The 17,101-nt window shown below is 50.6% G+C and carries 20 protein-coding genes and 1 riboswitch; of the genes, 15 read left to right on the top strand and 5 right to left on the bottom strand.

Going from position 1 to position 17,101, the window contains the following annotated elements:
- Positions 1–87 precede the first annotated feature (87 nt).
- Positions 88–450 carry a metallophosphoesterase gene (locus EFBL_RS00710; RefSeq protein ID WP_165912568.1) on the bottom strand — a complete coding sequence of 121 codons (363 nt, stop codon included), beginning with the start codon at positions 448–450 and terminating at the stop codon, positions 88–90.
- 100 nt (positions 451–550) lie between these two features.
- Here EFBL_RS00710 and EFBL_RS00705 point away from each other — a divergent pair, with 100 nt between their 5' ends.
- The 6 genes from EFBL_RS00705 to arsC all read left to right on the top strand — a co-directional run bounded on the left by EFBL_RS00705 (position 551) and on the right by arsC (position 5,722).
- The gene (locus tag EFBL_RS00705; protein WP_096180217.1) at positions 551–2,155 is read left to right on the top strand and encodes a hypothetical protein; all 1,605 of its coding nucleotides are present in this window, start codon (positions 551–553) and stop codon (positions 2,153–2,155) included.
- Positions 2,156–2,197: 42 nt separating this feature from the next.
- Entirely contained in the window at positions 2,198–2,809 is a 612-nt protein-coding gene (locus EFBL_RS00700; protein WP_096180216.1) for a sigma-70 family RNA polymerase sigma factor, read from the top strand.
- On the top strand, positions 2,790–3,776 hold the full coding sequence (locus EFBL_RS00695) for a hypothetical protein (RefSeq protein WP_096180215.1): 987 nt from the start codon (positions 2,790–2,792) through the stop codon (positions 3,774–3,776). The genes EFBL_RS00700 and EFBL_RS00695 overlap by 20 nt, the downstream gene beginning before the upstream one ends.
- A 137-nt stretch (positions 3,777–3,913) precedes the next feature.
- Entirely contained in the window at positions 3,914–4,237 is a 324-nt protein-coding gene (locus tag EFBL_RS00690) for an ArsR/SmtB family transcription factor (RefSeq protein WP_096180214.1), read from the top strand.
- Positions 4,230–5,288: an ACR3 family arsenite efflux transporter gene (gene arsB / locus EFBL_RS00685; protein WP_269432667.1), complete on the top strand. Its 1,059-nt coding sequence runs from the start codon at positions 4,230–4,232 to the stop codon at positions 5,286–5,288. The genes EFBL_RS00690 and arsB overlap by 8 nt, the downstream gene beginning before the upstream one ends.
- 5 nt (positions 5,289–5,293) lie before the next feature.
- Positions 5,294–5,722 carry an arsenate reductase (thioredoxin) gene (gene arsC / locus EFBL_RS00680; RefSeq protein ID WP_096180212.1) on the top strand — a complete coding sequence of 143 codons (429 nt, stop codon included), beginning with the start codon at positions 5,294–5,296 and terminating at the stop codon, positions 5,720–5,722.
- A 60-nt stretch (positions 5,723–5,782) separates the two neighbouring features.
- On the opposite strand, the gene EFBL_RS00675 is transcribed toward arsC, so the two are convergent.
- Positions 5,783–5,965: a hypothetical protein gene (locus EFBL_RS00675; protein ID WP_096180211.1), complete on the bottom strand. Its 183-nt coding sequence runs from the start codon at positions 5,963–5,965 to the stop codon at positions 5,783–5,785.
- A 123-nt stretch (positions 5,966–6,088) separates the two neighbouring features.
- On the opposite strand from EFBL_RS00675, the gene zwf reads away from it, so the two are divergent.
- Genes zwf through EFBL_RS21765 form a run of 3 tightly spaced genes read left to right on the top strand, consistent with a single transcriptional unit; the run spans position 6,089 to position 8,391 of the window.
- Positions 6,089–7,663, top strand: a complete 1,575-nt coding sequence (gene zwf / locus EFBL_RS00670) for a glucose-6-phosphate dehydrogenase (protein ID WP_096180210.1) — start codon at positions 6,089–6,091, stop codon at positions 7,661–7,663.
- A 28-nt stretch (positions 7,664–7,691) separates the two neighbouring features.
- Positions 7,692–8,300 (top strand): cyclase family protein, encoded by a 609-nt coding sequence (locus EFBL_RS00665; protein ID WP_096180226.1) that lies wholly within the window; start codon positions 7,692–7,694, stop codon positions 8,298–8,300.
- A 7-nt stretch (positions 8,301–8,307) separates the two neighbouring features.
- Positions 8,308–8,391, top strand: a complete 84-nt coding sequence (locus EFBL_RS21765; RefSeq protein WP_096180209.1) for an ATP-dependent Clp protease proteolytic subunit — start codon at positions 8,308–8,310, stop codon at positions 8,389–8,391.
- A 115-nt stretch (positions 8,392–8,506) separates the two neighbouring features.
- On the opposite strand, the gene EFBL_RS00655 is transcribed toward EFBL_RS21765, so the two are convergent.
- The 3 genes from EFBL_RS00655 to hemQ form a co-directional block, all read right to left on the bottom strand.
- Positions 8,507–9,796, bottom strand: a complete 1,290-nt coding sequence (locus EFBL_RS00655; protein ID WP_096180208.1) for an ammonium transporter — start codon at positions 9,794–9,796, stop codon at positions 8,507–8,509.
- 130 nt (positions 9,797–9,926) lie between these two features.
- On the bottom strand, positions 9,927–10,274 hold the full coding sequence (locus EFBL_RS00650) for a P-II family nitrogen regulator (RefSeq protein WP_096180207.1): 348 nt from the start codon (positions 10,272–10,274) through the stop codon (positions 9,927–9,929).
- 35 nt (positions 10,275–10,309) lie between these two features.
- Complete coding sequence (gene hemQ / locus EFBL_RS00645) at positions 10,310–11,056, bottom strand: hydrogen peroxide-dependent heme synthase (protein ID WP_096180206.1); 747 nt, start codon at positions 11,054–11,056, stop codon at positions 10,310–10,312.
- Positions 11,057–11,222: 166 nt separating this feature from the next.
- On the opposite strand from hemQ, the gene hemE reads away from it, so the two are divergent.
- From hemE to EFBL_RS00615, 6 genes are all read left to right on the top strand, one after another.
- Positions 11,223–12,260: a uroporphyrinogen decarboxylase gene (gene hemE / locus EFBL_RS00640; protein ID WP_096180205.1), complete on the top strand. Its 1,038-nt coding sequence runs from the start codon at positions 11,223–11,225 to the stop codon at positions 12,258–12,260.
- Positions 12,261–12,276: 16 nt separating this feature from the next.
- On the top strand, positions 12,277–13,209 hold the full coding sequence (gene hemH / locus EFBL_RS00635) for a ferrochelatase (RefSeq protein ID WP_096180204.1): 933 nt from the start codon (positions 12,277–12,279) through the stop codon (positions 13,207–13,209).
- A gap of 5 nt (positions 13,210–13,214) precedes the next feature.
- Entirely contained in the window at positions 13,215–14,729 is a 1,515-nt protein-coding gene (gene hemG, locus EFBL_RS00630) for a protoporphyrinogen oxidase (protein ID WP_096180202.1), read from the top strand.
- Positions 14,730–15,070: 341 nt separating this feature from the next.
- Positions 15,071–15,199: riboswitch (cyclic di-AMP (ydaO/yuaA leader) on the top strand.
- Position 15,200: 1 nt separating this feature from the next.
- Positions 15,201–16,088, top strand: coding sequence for a C40 family peptidase (locus tag EFBL_RS00625; RefSeq protein ID WP_231705625.1), 888 nt, complete (start codon positions 15,201–15,203; stop codon positions 16,086–16,088).
- 328 nt (positions 16,089–16,416) lie between these two features.
- Positions 16,417–16,581, top strand: a complete 165-nt coding sequence (locus tag EFBL_RS00620; protein WP_096180201.1) for a cytochrome c oxidase subunit 2A — start codon at positions 16,417–16,419, stop codon at positions 16,579–16,581.
- A gap of 33 nt (positions 16,582–16,614) precedes the next feature.
- The gene (locus tag EFBL_RS00615; RefSeq protein WP_096180200.1) at positions 16,615–17,082 is read left to right on the top strand and encodes a cytochrome c oxidase subunit II; all 468 of its coding nucleotides are present in this window, start codon (positions 16,615–16,617) and stop codon (positions 17,080–17,082) included.
- Positions 17,083–17,101: the final 19 nt, after the last annotated feature.

Below are 17,101 nucleotides of genomic sequence, written 5' to 3'. Positions count from 1 at the left end.
AAAATCAGCGTACAGGAATTTGGTGTAGGGGTGGTCAACTTTTTGGTTGTCAATGTGCCTCCACGTGGTCAACTTTTATGTTATCAATCACAACAGCTTGATCTTTGATTGGAGCCTGGATGTTGGGGGATACCGATAGTCCCAATTGCCAAGCACGCCATATGCCTCCCCGATAGGGGACAGTACTTCATCTATCAGGGGTTCCGCCTCCGGTTTCGAGGTCAGGTCTCCCGCAACAATTACCAGGTCAGAGGAAAGGTCCGCCAACATCATGGCGGCCTTTTTCACTCTTTCAAACGATCCCCAGGTTCCCAAGTGCAAATCGGAGATGACCCCTATGGTGAATCCGTCCAAATGAGCGGGCAGGGATTGGATAGGAATGGCAGCGTGCACAAGGTGGATATGTTCCGGCTTGTATTGAATCCATTTTGAATGATCAAGTATGCTCACCTTAAATTCAATTTTATTTTATAATGAGAGGTGACCGCAAATTCCCAGAACCAGGGATTCGTGTCAGTCTTAGATTCGTAGAAATGTGAGGACAGCACTTATGAAATTGACGAAATATTTGCCATTTATCCTGATAGCTTTATTCTGTATTACCGTTCAAACGTTCATGCTGACCCGGCAGCAGTTTTTGCCCTTTCCCGAACCTTTCGGAAGGGAGTCGAAGCTTCCGCCCGCTTCTGTCAAACAAAGTGTCCAACCTGTAGACAGCAATCAATTTGCCTACAAGTCCGGGGCAGCCATCACTTATGTCACTCTGGATGAACATGGAAACAGCCAGGTGTTCAATCGCCCACTGCCTGATCAAGACATGCTTTATCCCAGATGGGCAAAAGAGAGGGCCTACTGGATAGGCAGCGACAACCATCTGTATGGAAGTCCATGGTCTCAGGACAAATGGGGCCCCAGGCAAATGATTGTCAAACAACAGGTGACTGCGTTTGATGTGGTAGACCGAAAGAGCCAATTCCCCCTTCTGGTCTGGAGCAATAACGATTCGGTAGAAGTGGGACAACTGATGGAACAAGGGGCCGAGTCCATCGCTTCCCTGCCCATAGCGGGCGTGACCAATCTTAAAGCGATTCCCGACAGGCAGGGCAAACTGTCCATTGGCGTTTGGGCAAAAGGAAGTGACAGTTATGAAATTTGGTATGCGCAAGCGGACCCGGCAAGCGGGAAAATGGAACGGATACTGAAGGCCAAAACGGTGCGGCTTTCCGATTACTCCAAATTCCATGATTTCGATGCAGGACTGGACTCTACTTCTTTCTATCTTTTCTATGCCATTGAATCAACCAAAACATCCAAGGTGACGCTTACTTACGTCTCCATACCGTTGCACACTTTTTCTCCCGTTTCCGAAGGGAAAGTGTCGGTCAGTCTGGCTGACGGCAAAACTACCACCGATGTATACGGGGCCTATGTATTCCCGCAACAGTCCGATCGATTGCAACTCGCACTTGTATCATCCTTTGTGAAGGACCGGTTCGATCATCTGGAACCTTATCTGATCACCTTCGAAAATGGGACCCCGGTTTCCCAAGCGCTTGTGTCCGGTATGCGGGGCATCCCAATGGAACCGGTGTATGCCAAAAACGACCTTGGTCATACACAGGTTCTATGGCTTTCACTTAACGGACGTTCCTACGATGTGTTTTACACAACGGACAGTCCCAATTACCGGGAACGTATGAACGTGCTGAGCAAGGAGGATTACATCTGGTCGCTTAAGGCGTTGCCGCTGCTAATCGGGATATCGCTTGTGGCGGTGCTGATTACCTTTAAGTGGTTCCCGCTGTCCTATGCCTATCTGTTAGCGGTACTGTTTTTCAGGGAACACCATTTTATGGCGAAGGCGCGGGTTCATTTCTGGATCGCAACGGGCCTGTATCTTATCATGAAGATCCTCTTTATCGGGGACTTTTATAAACCGCATGCGGTGAAACTGATGCCCGCTTACATGACCCAATGGTATTCTCCGTATATATTGACAGGCATGATCTTCCTTATCAGTTACCTGTCGACCCGCCTGTGGAGAAAGAGACTGGAGGACAGACATCCGCTGATGGAGTTTTCCTATTTTGTGCTGGTTGACGTGTTTGCCACAACTTTGTGGTATTCCTACTTTTTGTCGACTGTAATTTTATGAACCATTTCAGACAATAATTTCGTCAAATAGGCAGGATCAAACATGAGGCCCAAAAAATCGGGAGACGGGAAAACGGAAATGAATGAACAAATCCTCGGACACAAACAGTATTATCACTCCGTATGGGAGGATCGTTACGCTCAATTGGAGGAGTTAATGTCGGAGTACGGCCAGGATGTAATCAATCTGGCCTATTCTTACGTCAAAGACCGGATGCAGGCGGAGGATATTGCTCAGGACGCATTTCTGAAAGCATTTGCCCACCTTGACCGGTTTCAGTATCAAAGTTCTCTGAAAACCTGGATTTATCGGATCACGATCAATTGCGCCAAAGATCATTTGCGATCCGCTCTGTTCCGCAAATTGCTTCCCAGTGCGGACCCGTTGTCCCTGCATTCGCAGGCATCCGCATCTGCTGAGGAACAGGTGATGGATTCCATCTTCAAAAAATTGATTTGGGATGCCGTCTTCCAATTGCCCGTCAAGTACAGAGAGGTTGTGGTTTTGTACTATCGCGAAGGATTCCCGATCTCTGAAATCTCCGAAATACTCGGGATAAAGGAAGAAACGGCGAGAACAAGATTGAAGCGCGCGAGGGAAAAGCTGGAGACACAAATTGGCAGGAAGGTGAACGATGACAATGGACCCGTTTGAGGATAAACTGCGGGACGCACTGCAAAGCGGCCCCGCCATGCCTTTTTCCAAAGAGCTGCATGACAAAATCCTGAACAAAGCAAAACGACAGAAGCGGAACAGGCAATTTCGAATCCTGGCGGGGGGCGGAACGTTTCTGGTTTCCACCGCGGCAATGATTGTCTTTCTGCTGACTCCGCTTATCGGAGGGAAATCCGATTCTGTGATAAACAACATGACGGAAAATCAAAAATCGGCGAAAGTAGCCGAAAAACGGGATGCACAGCCAATCATTGCCTGGCGGGTTGCCTCTGTGGAAGTGGAGAAAATCCAATCGGACGGCCGGACCGTATATGCAACCATAAGAAATATGGGTGCTTTCCCCTTAACCAATAACCAGGTTCAGGGAGTCCTGTTCTTTCCCTCCCAAACCGGCGAATCCAGAGGTTCTGACACTTGGTATTATTTTGTTGACGGACCCAATCAGCCTGTGGAACCCGGAAAGACTGTCAAATGGGAATTTCGTCCGACCCCTGTCCCTTCAGCAAACGGGTTGATTGACCGGCCTCCGCATCTGACGTTTGTTTACCGTCACAACGCCCAGTCCGATTTTCCCGGTTTGCCGGCTCTGACCTGGAAGCGGCCTGCCGTCTCCTGGAAAATTCAATCCGTCAATGTGAAAGGGGAACGGAAGCAATATTTCGATATCGAAGTCAAAGTAACGAACAAGCACTCTGCGGACTTGCAGCTTGCCGATGTGATGGCCATGGTGTTTTTTCCGAAAAATCCGGCGGATGAGGATATGGATCCTTTCACTTACAAGTATTTTGTTGATTTGCACAATGAAACCATCACCCGGATCAGACCGAAAGAGAGCGCAACAGTTCATCTGCGCCTGATTGCTCCACCCGATGTGGATCTAACCGGCCGTTCCATAAGAGTGGAAATCGTTGAAAAGAACTTGACGACGGTTCGGACTGACCGATAAACCACGTACAAGACTTAATTCCTCTCCCTGCGGAACCTCGCAGGGTTTTTATATTTAACGGAAAAGTTCTCAAAAATCATATTGATATAACCATATGGTTATGTTATTTTGAGTTCATGGAAAGAAGGTGATTCCGAATGGAATTCGACAAGATGGCCGAGTTGTTCAAGGCCCTCGGTGATCCGACCCGGCTGAAAATCGTGTCCCTGCTGAGAGTGCGGGATTGCTGCGTATGTGAACTGGTCCCGATTTTCAACATCTCTCAACCGGCTGTGTCCAAACACATGAGCCGGTTAAAATCAGTGGGTCTGGTCAAAGAAACAAGAAGGGGACAATGGGTGTTCTATTCCCTCAATCGTGATAAGATTCAGGACCTCGGAACCCTGTTGGACCGTTTGCCGGATATGTCGGAAGAGCTTAAGAAACTGGAAGAGAAGGGGATGTTGGTTGCTTGTGAATAAGAGATTGTCTTTCCTTGATCGGTACTTGACCCTTTGGATCTTTGCCGCGATGGTGGCTGGAATAGGTGCAGGGTATTTGTTTCCAGGGTTTGTGACGTACCTGAATCAGTTTCAGGCGGGCACCACTTCCATTCCGATTGCCATCGGCCTGATCTTGATGATGTACCCTCCACTTGCCAAAGTCCGGTATGAAGAATTGGGCCGGGTGTTTAAAGACGGCAGGGTATTGGGGCTGTCTCTTTTGCAAAACTGGGTGATCGGTCCCATCCTGATGTTTGTCCTGGCCATCGTGTTCCTGAACGGGTATCCCGAATACATGGCGGGACTGATCATGATTGGCCTGGCCCGCTGCATTGCCATGGTCATTGTGTGGAATGATCTTTCCAAAGGCGATACCGAATATGCCGCCGGATTGGTGGCTTTCAATTCCCTGTTTCAGGTGTTTTTCTACTCGTTCTACGCCTACCTCTTTGTGACCGTCCTGCCGGGCCTGTTCGGGCTGCAGGGGATGATCGTCAACATCACAATCGGAGAAGTGGCAAAGAGTGTGTTCGTCTATTTGGGGATCCCTTTTTTGGCCGGAATGATTACCCGTTACTCCCTCGTGAAGCTGAAAGGGCGTTCCTGGTATGAAACGGTGTTTATCCCCAGGATCAGCCCCCTCACTTTGATTTCACTGCTGTTCACGATCATCGTCATGTTCTCGCTCAAAGGAGAGGTCATTGTTCAGTTGCCGCTGGATGTGGTGCGGATTGCAATCCCGCTTCTCATTTACTTTATACTGATGTTCCTGATTTCTTTCTACATGGGGAAAAAAGCCGGTGCCGATTACCCGGTGACCACAACCCTTTCTTTCACGGCTGCCAGCAATAATTTTGAACTGGCGATTGCCGTAGCGGTCGGGGTGTTCGGGATTCACTCCGGGGCAGCGTTTGCCGCCGTAATCGGGCCGTTGGTGGAGGTGCCGGTGATGATCGCTCTGGTCAATGTGGCGCTCTGGTTTCAAAAGAAATTCTTTAAAACTCCGGAACTAAAGCGGATGAAAGGGTGACGACCATGGCGGACAGGAAAAAGATCGTTTATTTTCTGTGCACGGGAAACTCTTGCCGCAGCCAGATGGCGGAAGGGTGGGGCAAGCATTTCGGGGGTGACAGAGTGGAAGTCTACAGTGCCGGCATTGAGACCCATGGTCTCAATCCACGAGCTGTGGAGATTATGAAGGAGGCAGGCATCGACATCTCAAGCCAGACATCCGATCTGATTGATCCTGAAATTCTCAATAAAGCGGATTATGTGATCACCCTTTGCGGGGATGCCAATGACAAATGCCCCGTAACTCCCCCGCATGTCAAGCGGATGCATTGGGGGGTTGAAGACCCGGCAAAAGCCACGGGAACGGAAGAAGAGGTTCGGCAGAAGTTCCGCGAAGTGCGGGATGCGATTCGGGAACGGATTCAGTTGTTCATTGAAAAAGAGATTCGATAACAAAATGCTGTCTGACCCTTGGATTTCCCCAGGCCGTAATGAAACGGTCTGGGGTTTCTTCTAACCCTTCAACGACGCCAGCCACTCGGAATAACATTCCGGGCACAGAAGTTCATCGTGTTCCCGATCCTTTTCGTACAAGGTTACGTGATGCACCTTGTCGGTCTTGTGCTCGCAATAATAGCAGGTATACTCCATTTCCGATTCCTCCCGCAAGTTGGTTCCTTGTTCCTGTTTCGCCATTCCTAGTTTTTCCCAAGAGTGCGGTTTCATTCCGTACATTTGGTGTCGATTTATTTAATCTGCGGCAAAAGGACAGACTACAAACAGTCAAATTTGGAATCTGCAGACGGGAGTTGCTGGCAAGTGCCTACACATTCAGACAATTCACTTCCCTTTGTGCTGGTGATTTTCGGGGCAACGGGAGACCTGGCGAAACGCAAACTGTTTCCGGCCCTATATGGACTTTATCGTACCAACTTGTTGCAGCACCATTTTGCTGTGGTTGGAGTGGGTCGCTCACCGATCGGACAATCTGATTTTCACCAGATGGTCCATGATGCGGTTCGGACCCATTCCCGGATTTCTGTGGAAGAGCGGGAGTGGATGAGTTTTATCGGGCGGTTTGAGTATGTATCACTGGATGTAAAGAATGCGGAGGCGTACAAGGAACTGCTGTCCGTAGTCGGGAAGAAGGAACAGGAGCTTGGACGTGCCGGGAACCGCTTGTTTTATCTTGCGATTGCTCCCGATTTGTTCGGGCCGGTTACCAACCACCTCAAATCCTCAGGGGTGGCCAGCGCCCAAGTGGGGAAACGGCTGATCATCGAGAAGCCTTTTGGCCACGATTATCCCTCCGCCAAGGCGCTCAATGAGCAAATCCGGCAGTCCTTTGAGGAGGAGGAAATCTTCCGGATCGATCATTATTTGGGCAAGGAAATGATTCAGAACATTGAGGTCATCCGGTTTGCCAACTCCCTGTTTGAACCGCTTTGGAACAATCGTCACATTGACAACATTCAGATTACAGCCAGTGAAACGGTGGGGGTGGAAGACCGCGCATCCTACTACGAGCAGGCGGGAGCTCTTCGCGACATGGTGCAAAACCACATGCTGCAAATGGTCATGATGACTGCCATGGAGCCGCCCAGCCGTCTGAATACGGAAGCGATCCGCGACGAAAAAGTGAAGGTGCTGCGCTCCCTTCGCCGCTATACGGAAGAGGAGGTCCGTCACTATGTGGTGCGGGGGCAATATAGAGAGGGAACTGTGAATGGCAAACCGGTTCCGGGGTATCGCCAGGAACCGAATGTGAATTCCGAGTCTCTTACGGAGACCTATGTGGCGGCGCAATTGTATGTAGACAACTTCCGTTGGGCAGGTGTCCCATTTTACATACGGACTGGAAAACGAATGCCGAAAAAGGTGACAGAAATAGTGATCCGGTTCAAAGACATGCCCAATATCTATTTCAATAAAAAAGGGGATCTCGGCCCCAACCTGCTCATTATCCGGATCAACCCGGAGGAAGGCATCTATATGCTTCTGAACGCAAAAAAGCAGGGGACAGACCGGGACGTGATCCCAATTGCCATGGAGTTTTGCAACAACTGTGGCCAGGAATCGCCGGAAGCCTATGAACGGCTGCTGCTGGATGCGATTCAAGGGGATTCCACTTTCTTCACACGGTGGGATGAGGTATCGCTGGCCTGGAAGTTCGTCGATCCCATCAGAAAGGCCTGGGAGCGGTTCGATCTGCCCTTGTCTTTCTATGCAGCCGGTTCATGGGGGCCGGACGAGGCGGATCGATTATTGGCCCAGAACGGCGCCAAATGGCTTCCGGTCTATGACCCGCAAGCCCAGCCCTTGGTTCAGGCGGTTGAGCAAGCCCCGCACCTGGTCCATCCGGTTGAGCAGTTTCCCGTACTGACGAGGGGGTAGATTTGTGTACAAAGTGTACGATGTATCCATGCCGATCTTTGAAGGCATGCCCGTATACAAAAATAAGCCGGAGAAACAGCCGAAGATCCGGGTGGTGCAGGATTTCGACACAGCGACCGCCAGGGAATCGAGGATTGACATGGATGTCCACACGGGGACACATGCGGATGCGCCTCTCCATATGATGCCGAACGGGGATTCCATGCGGGTATTCCCCGTGGAGCGGTTTGTCGGTCCTTGCCGCGTATTAGATCTTACCAGGACTGAGGGGGGAATCGGACGCGGCGATTTGAAACCCTTCGACATTCGGGAAGGCGAATTCATCTTGCTCAAGACCCGCAATTCTCTGAAGGACGAATTTGACCCGGAGTTTGTCTACCTGGCGGAGGACGGTGCCCGTTTTCTTAGTGATTGCAGGGTCAGGGGTGTTGGCATTGACGCTTTGGGAGTTGAACGCAGCCAACCGGGCCATCCAACCCACAAGACATTGTTTGCAGCTGACATTGTGGTGATTGAGGGGTTGCGCTTGGGAGAAGTGCCTGAAGGGGGCTACTTTCTGGTGGGGGCTCCCATCAAATTGCTCAAGACGGAAGCGGCACCTGCGCGGGTCGTGCTGATTGAAGGACTCTTAGGTTGAACGTGTTATGTTTAGGGACCGTGACAACTTCATGTCGGCGCAGGAAGCTTTGGAGTATGGATTGATCGACAAGGTAATCGAGAAACTGTAGCCCGCCCTTCCTTGCGGAAGGTGCTTCGAGTCATGGCAAGGAAGTGCCGACACAATCTCATACAGACAACACACGCCCCAGCCTAAGATAAGTTACCTAAGGCTGGGGCGTATCACTACTCCTGCAAGACCGGTTTGGGACTCGGTTCGGGAACCGGGACATGGAAGCCGGGAACCGGATTCGCATCGCTGAATCTCTCCAGTTCGTTGTATGCGGGAATGCCATGTGCCACGATATCAAGGCCTTGTTCCTCTTCGGCAGCCGTCACCCGGATTCCGATGGTCCTCTTGATCAGTTGCCCCACCAGATATGCGGAACCGAATCCCCACACGGAAACGACCCCAACACCTAACAACTGAATCAGAAGCAGATCCGTATTGCCGGTTGTCAACAGACCCTCACTCAGGTCAAACAGACCCACCGCCAAAGTGCCAAAAACCCCGTTGAATCCATGTACCGCAACAGCCCCTACGGGGTCGTCCACTTTCAACTTGTCAATCCAACCAGTTGCCAGAATTACGAGAACCCCGCCAATCAGACCAATCAGAATGGCTGATTTGGGTCCCACAAACGCACATCCGGCGGTAATGGCCACCAACCCCGCCAGGGAGCCGTTGATCGCCATACTTGGGTCCGCCGCTTTAAAGCGAGCCATACTGAAGAGAATGGCGGAAGCTCCGCCTGCTGCTGCAGCCAGGAACGTATTAAGAGCAATGCTGGACAAGTTGGCGTCCAGTGCATTTAAAGTACTTCCCGCATTAAATCCAAACCAGCCGAACCAAAGGATAAAGCCGCCGGCGGAAGCCAAGGGAATATTGCTCGGCGCGAAGACATTCGCGCTGCCGTCTTTGTTGAAGCGATTCTTTCTTGGACCGAGAATCATGGCCAGGGCCAGTGCGGCGAAACCACCCATTGCATGTATGGCCGCTGACCCGGCGAAATCCTTCATGCCCAACTGCTGGAGCCATCCGCCGCCCCATACCCAATGGCCGGAAATTGGGTACAGCAGCCCACAAACCAGTATCACAATGACAATATAAGCCGGGAATTTCATCCGTTCCGCTACGGCCCCCGAGATGATGGAGGCTACAGCCATGGCAAAGGCGATCTGAAACAGGACAACCGCTGACAATGGCAAACCGTTAGGGGTTGTTCCTTCGCTGGTTGCGTTGAACTGAAGGCCGATCAGCCCCAGCCAATCCGCTCCAAACATGAGGGCGTAACCTATCGCATAGAATGCCAAGGCGCCGAATGTCAGGTCGACAAAGATTTTCATTGTGACATTGACAGCGTTTTTGGTTCGGACCAAACCCGCTTCCAGCAAACTGAACCCCCCCTCCATGAATATGATCATGGCAGCGGCAAGTATCACCCATATGGTATTTAAACCGGTTGTTACATCCATTGGAACAACCCCCTTTTTAGTGATCAATTAGTTCTAGTATACAATTAGTGTTATGTTTGTCAACATTATATGTTATATTATATGACATAAATTATAAAAAAAATATCCCTCTGCTGCCAGAGGGAAATCGTTACTTTAATTCGTCGATGGTTTCATCAATTTTTCCGGTACGAATGTTGTAGGCTTCCTGTACAGGGTAGACAAAAATTTTTCCGTCTCCCATTTCACCCGTTTGGGCAGCTTTGATTATGGCGTCAATGGCCGGTTTCACGAAGGAATCAGAGACGACAATCTCCATTTTGAGTTTTGGATGAAGGTTTATGGAGTAGGTGTGGCCACGGTACACCCCGGTAGAATTCTTTTGTTGGCCCCGTCCTTGTGCCTGAATCACGGTAAAACCGGTGATACCCACTTCACGCAGTTCCGATATCACATCCTGCAGTTTCTCCGGACGGATGATAGCCTCGATTTTCTTCATAAAGAATCACTCCGTAACAAAAACAGTTTGTCCCCTCACACTTCCAGATATTTTGCCAGCTGTTCCCCGTCAATCCGCGTTCCAACCAGGAATTCGCCGAATTCGCCGAAGCGGGCGCTGACTTCGTCGAAGCGCATCTCCGTTACAATCTTTTTGAATTCGAGCGGGTCGTCGGAGAAGAGCGTGACGCCCCATTCCCAGTCATCGAGGCCGGTGGAACCGGAGATGATCTGGACAATTTTGCCCGCATATTTGCGTCCGGTCAGACCGTGGGCCCGCATCAGATCGCGGCGTTGTTCGAGAGACAGCATGTACCAGTTGTCATTGCCTTCCCGCTTTTTGTTCATCGGGTAGAAACAAACATTTTTCATCTTGGGCAAAATGGGGTAGAGGCGGTTTTGAATGACCGGGTCCGCATAAGGATCGACCCCTTCTTTCGGAAGGTAGTTGCCCAGTTCCACAACGGATACATAAGAGTAGACCGGAATCAGGAACTCGGCAAACCGGGTTTTGTTCAGGGCTGTCTCCAGTTCGCCCAGTTCTTCCAAAGTGGGGCGGAGGTTCATGAACAGCAGATCCGCCTTTTGCCCGACGATGGTGAACGCAGCAGTACTTCCTTCTTTCTTCTCCTCAATCGATTGCCATCCGCGCATCAGGGTAAGCAATTCATCGACTGCAGCCTGCCGCTCTTCCCGTGGGAGGGCTTTCCAGCTTGCCCAGTCAACAGTTCTATAATCGTGGAGGACATACCATCCGTCCAGTGTATGTAAGAATTCACCCATGTCGGCTTTCACTCCTTCTATGTCATTCGGGAATTAGTATACCATACTGTGAAGACGCATCCAATGATTTGGGAGAAAGGTGTCTTCACAAGAAGTTCATTTGCCTCCGAAAGGTGATTTGCGGTATAACTGAAGTGATTCTAACAAGTGGTAAAGTGGTGAAACTATGGCATTTAATGATACTTTTTTGCGAGCATGCAGGAAACAGCCGGTGGAACACATCCCTGTCTGGTACATGCGGCAGGCGGGACGCTATCAACCCGAGTACCGTAAAGTCCGAGAGAAGTACAGTCTGATGGAAATCTGCGAGATTCCGGACGTATGTGCCGAAGTGACGATTTTGCCGGTCAAACAGTTGAACACAGATGCTGCCATCTTGTTTTCCGATATCATGATCCCTGTCAAAGCCATGGGGGTTGATGTGGATATTAAGGGCGGGTACGGTCCTGTCATCGCGAATCCGATCAAAGAAATGGCAGACGTTACCCGTCTCAGGGAACTGGATCCGGAAGGCGACCTGCCGAAGACCATGGAGACGATCCGCATTCTCAAACGGGAACTGGAAGTCCCGCTGATCGGCTTTGCAGGAGCGCCGTTTACCCTTGCCAGCTATATGATCGAAGGCGGTCCATCCAAGAACTATTACAAGACCAAGCAAATGATGTACTCAGCGCCTGAAGTATGGAACGCACTGATGGACAAGCTTGGAGACATGATCATTACATATATGAAGGGGCAAGTGGCGGCAGGAGCCCAGGCGGTCCAGATCTTTGACAGCTGGATCGGCAGCCTCTCGCCAAGTGACTACCGGCAGTATGTATTTCCAACCATGAAGAGAATCTTTGAAGCGCTCAAGGAAATCGATGCCCCGACCATCTACTTCGGCATCAACACCGGGGAACTGCTTACCGTTTGGAAGGAGCTTCCGGTCAGCGTAATTGGGGTCGATTGGAGAGTGCCGCTTGATTCGGCACGGGAACGTGTGGGAACCGGGTTTGCGCTGCAGGGCAATCTGGATCCGGCGCTGCTGTTGGCCCCCTGGCCTGTCATCGAACAGAAAGCAAAGGAAATACTGGATATGGGAATGGCCCATCCGGGATATATCTTTAACCTTGGACACGGCATCTTCCCGGAAGTGCAAGGGGAAACCCTGCGGAAGCTGACGGAATTCGTTCATCAATACAGCGTTTCCAAGTTGAAATAGAGGTGCAGGTGAGGATATGAGCAACCGCATTGTTGGAGTTCTGGCAATGGATTACGGTACTCCCCGCAACCTGGACCAGGTGGAAGAGTATTACACACACATCCGTCGCGGACGCAAGCCGGAGCCGGAACTGCTGCAGGATTTGATTGACCGCTATCAGGCCATCGGTGGCGTATCCCCGCTGAACAAGATTACGGATGACCAGATTGAAGGCCTGGGCCGGATTCTGAACGGCAATGGAGACGGCGTTACCTATCGTATGTATAGCGGGAAAAAGCACATCGCGCCGTTTGTGGAGGACGCAGTCAGGCAAATGGTGGAAGACGGTATCCGGGAAGCGGTCGGCTTTGTGTTTGCCCCGCACTATTCCACGATGAGCATTGCCAAATATATCGAAGCGGCGGAAAAAGGGGTTGAGCAGTACGGCGGACCCCGGATTCACTATGTACGTCAATGGCATCTGCAGCCACTGTATCTCGATGCCATGGAAAGGCGTTTGCGGGATGCACTGTCCCATTTTTCAGAAGCGGAAAGACCCGGGGTCAAAGTGCTTTTCACAGCCCACAGCTTGCCGGAACGAATCCTCAAGATGAATGACCCATACCCGGATCAGATCAGGGAATCGGCAGCAGCCATCGCGCAGCGGGCCGGACATTCCAACTGGGGAACTGCATGGCAGAGCGCAGGACGGACCCCGGAACCCTGGTTGGGTCCCGATATCCTGGATGTCTTACGGGAACTGGCAGAACAGGGAACAGACAATGTGGTGATATGTCCATTTGGATTTGTAGCAGATCATTTAGAGGTTCTGTACGACATTGACATCGAAGCCCAGGCCTTAGCGAAAGAGGTGGGAATCAAACTCGTGCGGACCGCCATGCTCAATGCAGACGAGGACTTCCTGCGGGCACTGGCAACTGTGGTGCGACAACATGCAGCAAAGGAATGATCGACATGACTGACAAAACGGTCATCGTGATCGGCGGCGGGATCACCGGTCTGACCACCGCTTATTATTTGCAAAAGCAAGCCCGTGAAAAGGGGATCCCTTTGCGGGTTCTTCTGTTTGAGAGGGACAACCGGCTCGGGGGCAAAATCTCGACAGAGATCCATGAAGGTTTTGTGATGGAGAAGGGGCCGGATGCTCTGTTGGCCCGCAAGGTGGCGGCATTGAACCTGTGCCGTGACCTGGGACTGACCGGTGATATTGTGGGGACGAATCCAAACAACAAAAAGACATACATTCTGCATGAGGGAAAACTGCATCGGATACCGGCGGGGCTCAACGTTGGAATCCCTACCCAGTTCGTTCCGTTTGCCACAACCGGGCTGCTTACGATATCAGGCAAAATCCGTGCAGCCATGGATCTGCTGATCCCCCGCAGCAAACCTTCCGGCGATCAATCGCTGGGAGGTTTTCTGGCCCGCAGGCTGGGGGATGAAGTGGTGGACCAGATGGCGGAACCGCTGCTGGCCGGCATCTATGCAGGCAGTACCCGGAATCTGAGCTTGCGTGCCACCTATCCGCAGTTTGAACAGATGGAGAAAAAATACGGCAGTTTGATTCTCGGCATGCTGGCCCAGGCAAAGCAGGCGAAAGCGGGCAGTGCCCCGGCGAAATCCGTTCCGCAACCGAAATCGGAAGAAGGCATAGCACCCTCTTCCTCCGGAACCGGTTCTCCCGATCGAAAGCCGCTGGTTACTACGATGTTTTTCGGGCTGCGCGGCGGCCTGGTGCAAATGGTCAACAAACTGGCGGATGAGATTGGCCGTGGATTGATCCATACTTCGACCGCGGTTCGCGAGATTAAAAAAGAAACGGATGAGGCTGCTGGCGGTACTGCATTGTATCGAGTCGTGACGGAGAACGGGGAAACGTTTCAGGCGGATGCGGTGATTGTGACCACTCCGGCTTACGATGCTGCCAGGGTTTTGCCCCAGTCGTTTCCGTCTTTGGTACTGTTGGAGAAGATCCCTTATGTTTCCGTCGGCAACGTCCTGTTGGCGTTTCATGCCGCCGACGTTCCGTATCCGCTTGATGGTACCGGGTTTGTGGTTCCCAAGAAAGAAGGCCGGAACATAACGGCCTGTACCTGGATTTCTTCCAAGTGGATGCATACCGCCCCGCCGGACAAAGTTCTGATGCGTTGTTATGTAGGCCGTGCGGGAGACGAAGATATCGTCGACGAACCGGATGAATCGATTCTGGAGAAGGTGAAGCGGGATCTGAAAGATTCGATGGGCATTGAAGCGGAACCGATTTTTGTGAGGATTACCCGCTGGCGAAAGGCAATGCCGCAGTATACGGTGGGTCATCTTGAACGGTTGGCCGCTTTCGAGAAGGAAGTTGCCAAAGAATACCCTGGCCTTTTTTTCACAGGCGCTGCCTACAAGGGACTCGGTGTGCCCGATTGCATTCAACAGGGGAAAGACACGGCGGAAACCGCTTTGGGGTATTTAATGCAATAAAAGTTTACATAATGCATCTATTGTGGAAATAAGGCTGAGTGTCAGCCTTATTTTTTATTTTTTGTTTGTCGCTTCAGAAATAGAGCTGATTTTCAGTCTTATTCAGGGGATTCTCAAGGTGAGTAAACCAGAAGTAGCATATAGGGCTGAAAAACAGTCCTATTTCTGGGAGTACCTTTGAATCCTCAAAAATAAGCCTGGAATACAGTGCTATTTTTGCTTACCTTTTGCAGGTGGCATCTAACTGAAGGCAGGGAATGAGTGGAGGGAGCGGCCGTTACCATAAATTGGATTGTCGTCAACGGTAGGAAAGAAGGGGTTGTTCTCGAATATCTGTAAAGCGACAAATAAGGCCGAATCCGACCCAGTCGGTACGGGGGATCATTTTTATGGGGTGAATTGCTTAGCTGGCATAGGGTACCTCTACCCGAACCCGTCAACTAACCTCGGAGGCTAAAGGAGGAACAGCTTGTGAATGCATCTTTGAAAATCCTCACGATTGCAGGGACCGTATCCGCTTTGACTTTCCTGTCTTCATCGGCGGAAGCGGCCGGTTCGACTTCCTCTCAACCGGACTACAACGTTCACATCCAAGTGGATGACCAGCTTGTCCAATTTCCCGACGCGCAGCCGTTTATTGACGAACACCAACGAACCCAGGTTCCGGTTCGTTTCATATCGGAAAAGTTGGGATACAAGGTTGATTGGGTTGAGGAAGGCGAAGAAATTAAAGTGACCCTGAAGAACAACGACATGGAGGTTGTCTTGCGGACGGGAGATGACCGTGCGAAGGTCAACGGAAAAACAGTGCGGCTCGATACAGATGCGGTATTGCTGCAGAACAGAACCTATGTGCCGCTTCGCTTTGTCTCAGAGACTGCTGGCATGAAAGTCAACTGGGACTCGAATACGGCGACTGCCCTGATTATTACGGGCAAACAGGGAAATACCCCGATTGCGCCCGTACTTGCCTCCCGTTCCGGCTTTCAGACAAAGCAAACCGCCGCTGTCTCCAGTGTCGTGGACATTGCAAAGAAATATGTAGGGGTTCCTTATGCTTGGGGCGGGACAAGCCCCAAGGGGTTCGATTGTTCGGGATTCGTAAACTATGTGTTTGCCCAAAACGGTGTTCAATTGCCTCGAACAGCTGCTGAGATCTATAAGCTGGGCACTCCTGTCACAGAGCTCCAACCTGGGGATCTGGTGTTTCATACCACCTATGCTCCTGGCGCTTCCCATGTGGGCATTTACGTAGGAGATAACCAGTTTATCTCGGCAACAAGCTCTTCCGGAGTCAAAATTGTACCGTTGAATAATCCATATTGGGGCCCACGATATATAGGAGCTAAACGTCTCTAACCGCATATCCGACATATTGAAACAGCAAACTTCATTCATCTTCAAACCGCCTGACCGAATCAGGCGGTTTTTTTGCGCCCTAACTTCCTGAATATGCTTCGAGAGAAGCTTTTTTAACGTTTTGTGTCTGCCTCTAATTATTCAACAAATTTCCATAATTGCTTTGAAATCTTGATTTTACAGGTTTTTTTTCGTATCAGGGAATTCCCCTATGGTTTTTTCAGGGAACTCCCCTATACCGCAATAATAATTCTAAACCTATACTCGAATTAAAGTTATATAAATTTGTTTGACAAATATTTGAACGGATAAGAGGGGAGGAAAAGACATGAGCGAAACCACACCGCGCATCACGAACCCGACTTCACCACAGTCCGGCACGGAGGAAAAAGAACCTTCGCTGAAAGGCACTTTTGCTTCGGTGATGCTGTTGGGCACTTTTATCGCACTGAGTTGGCTTGGTGTGTTCTTTCTTTTTCTGAGTCGGAATTAAAAACAGCCCAAGGAGTGGAAAGGAGGTTCCGGCATGCACATTCATCGCTATGAAAAGTATTGGTTGATGTTTGGCGGCGGAATAATTATTGCATTTATTGTTGCTCTTTTTGTTAACGCGTTTGCAATGGGAATGACTCCACCAAGTGATCTTCAAAGGGTAGATCCTAAAAAGGTGGAACAAACCGCTCCCTTCGACAAACCAGGTCTCAAACAGGTTGGACCCAATGAATATGAAGCTGTGATGGTTTCGTTTGCTTTCGGGTATAACCCCAATCAAATCGAAGTTCCGGTTGGATCGAAAGTAACTTTTATCAGCACCAGTAAAGACGTAGTGCATGGTTTTCAAATTCCTGGAACAAACGTCAACATGATGGTTGTACCGGGTCATGTCAACAAAGTTACCCATACGTTTGACAAGCCGGGCGAGTACTTGATCCTGTGTAACGAGTACTGCGGTGCGGCTCACCACATGATGATGGCAAAAGTTATCGTAAAGTAAGGGGAAAGGAGTGACACCA

This window comes from Effusibacillus lacus (assembly GCF_002335525.1).
GTDB classification, from domain to species: domain Bacteria; phylum Bacillota; class Bacilli; order Tumebacillales; family Effusibacillaceae; genus Effusibacillus; species Effusibacillus lacus.
This window is presented reverse-complemented; position numbering and strand designations above follow the sequence as displayed.

Coding starts and splice junctions, on each gene's coding strand:
- EFBL_RS00705 (WP_096180217.1), top strand. CDS start 551: ATGAAATTGACGAAATATTTGCCATTTATCCTGATAGCTTTATTCTGT.
- EFBL_RS00700 (WP_096180216.1), top strand. CDS start 2,198: ATGAGGCCCAAAAAATCGGGAGACGGGAAAACGGAAATGAATGAACAA.
- EFBL_RS00695 (WP_096180215.1), top strand. CDS start 2,790: ATGACAATGGACCCGTTTGAGGATAAACTGCGGGACGCACTGCAAAGC.
- EFBL_RS00690 (WP_096180214.1), top strand. CDS start 3,914: ATGGAATTCGACAAGATGGCCGAGTTGTTCAAGGCCCTCGGTGATCCG.
- arsC (WP_096180212.1), top strand. CDS start 5,294: ATGGCGGACAGGAAAAAGATCGTTTATTTTCTGTGCACGGGAAACTCT.
- EFBL_RS00675 (WP_096180211.1), bottom strand. CDS start 5,965: ATGGCGAAACAGGAACAAGGAACCAACTTGCGGGAGGAATCGGAAATG.
- EFBL_RS00665 (WP_096180226.1), top strand. CDS start 7,692: ATGCCGATCTTTGAAGGCATGCCCGTATACAAAAATAAGCCGGAGAAA.
- EFBL_RS21765 (WP_096180209.1), top strand. CDS start 8,308: ATGTTTAGGGACCGTGACAACTTCATGTCGGCGCAGGAAGCTTTGGAG.
- EFBL_RS00655 (WP_096180208.1), bottom strand. CDS start 9,796: ATGGATGTAACAACCGGTTTAAATACCATATGGGTGATACTTGCCGCT.
- EFBL_RS00650 (WP_096180207.1), bottom strand. CDS start 10,274: ATGAAGAAAATCGAGGCTATCATCCGTCCGGAGAAACTGCAGGATGTG.
- hemQ (WP_096180206.1), bottom strand. CDS start 11,056: ATGGGTGAATTCTTACATACACTGGACGGATGGTATGTCCTCCACGAT.
- hemE (WP_096180205.1), top strand. CDS start 11,223: ATGGCATTTAATGATACTTTTTTGCGAGCATGCAGGAAACAGCCGGTG.
- hemH (WP_096180204.1), top strand. CDS start 12,277: ATGAGCAACCGCATTGTTGGAGTTCTGGCAATGGATTACGGTACTCCC.
- hemG (WP_096180202.1), top strand. CDS start 13,215: ATGACTGACAAAACGGTCATCGTGATCGGCGGCGGGATCACCGGTCTG.
- EFBL_RS00620 (WP_096180201.1), top strand. CDS start 16,417: ATGAGCGAAACCACACCGCGCATCACGAACCCGACTTCACCACAGTCC.
- EFBL_RS00615 (WP_096180200.1), top strand. CDS start 16,615: ATGCACATTCATCGCTATGAAAAGTATTGGTTGATGTTTGGCGGCGGA.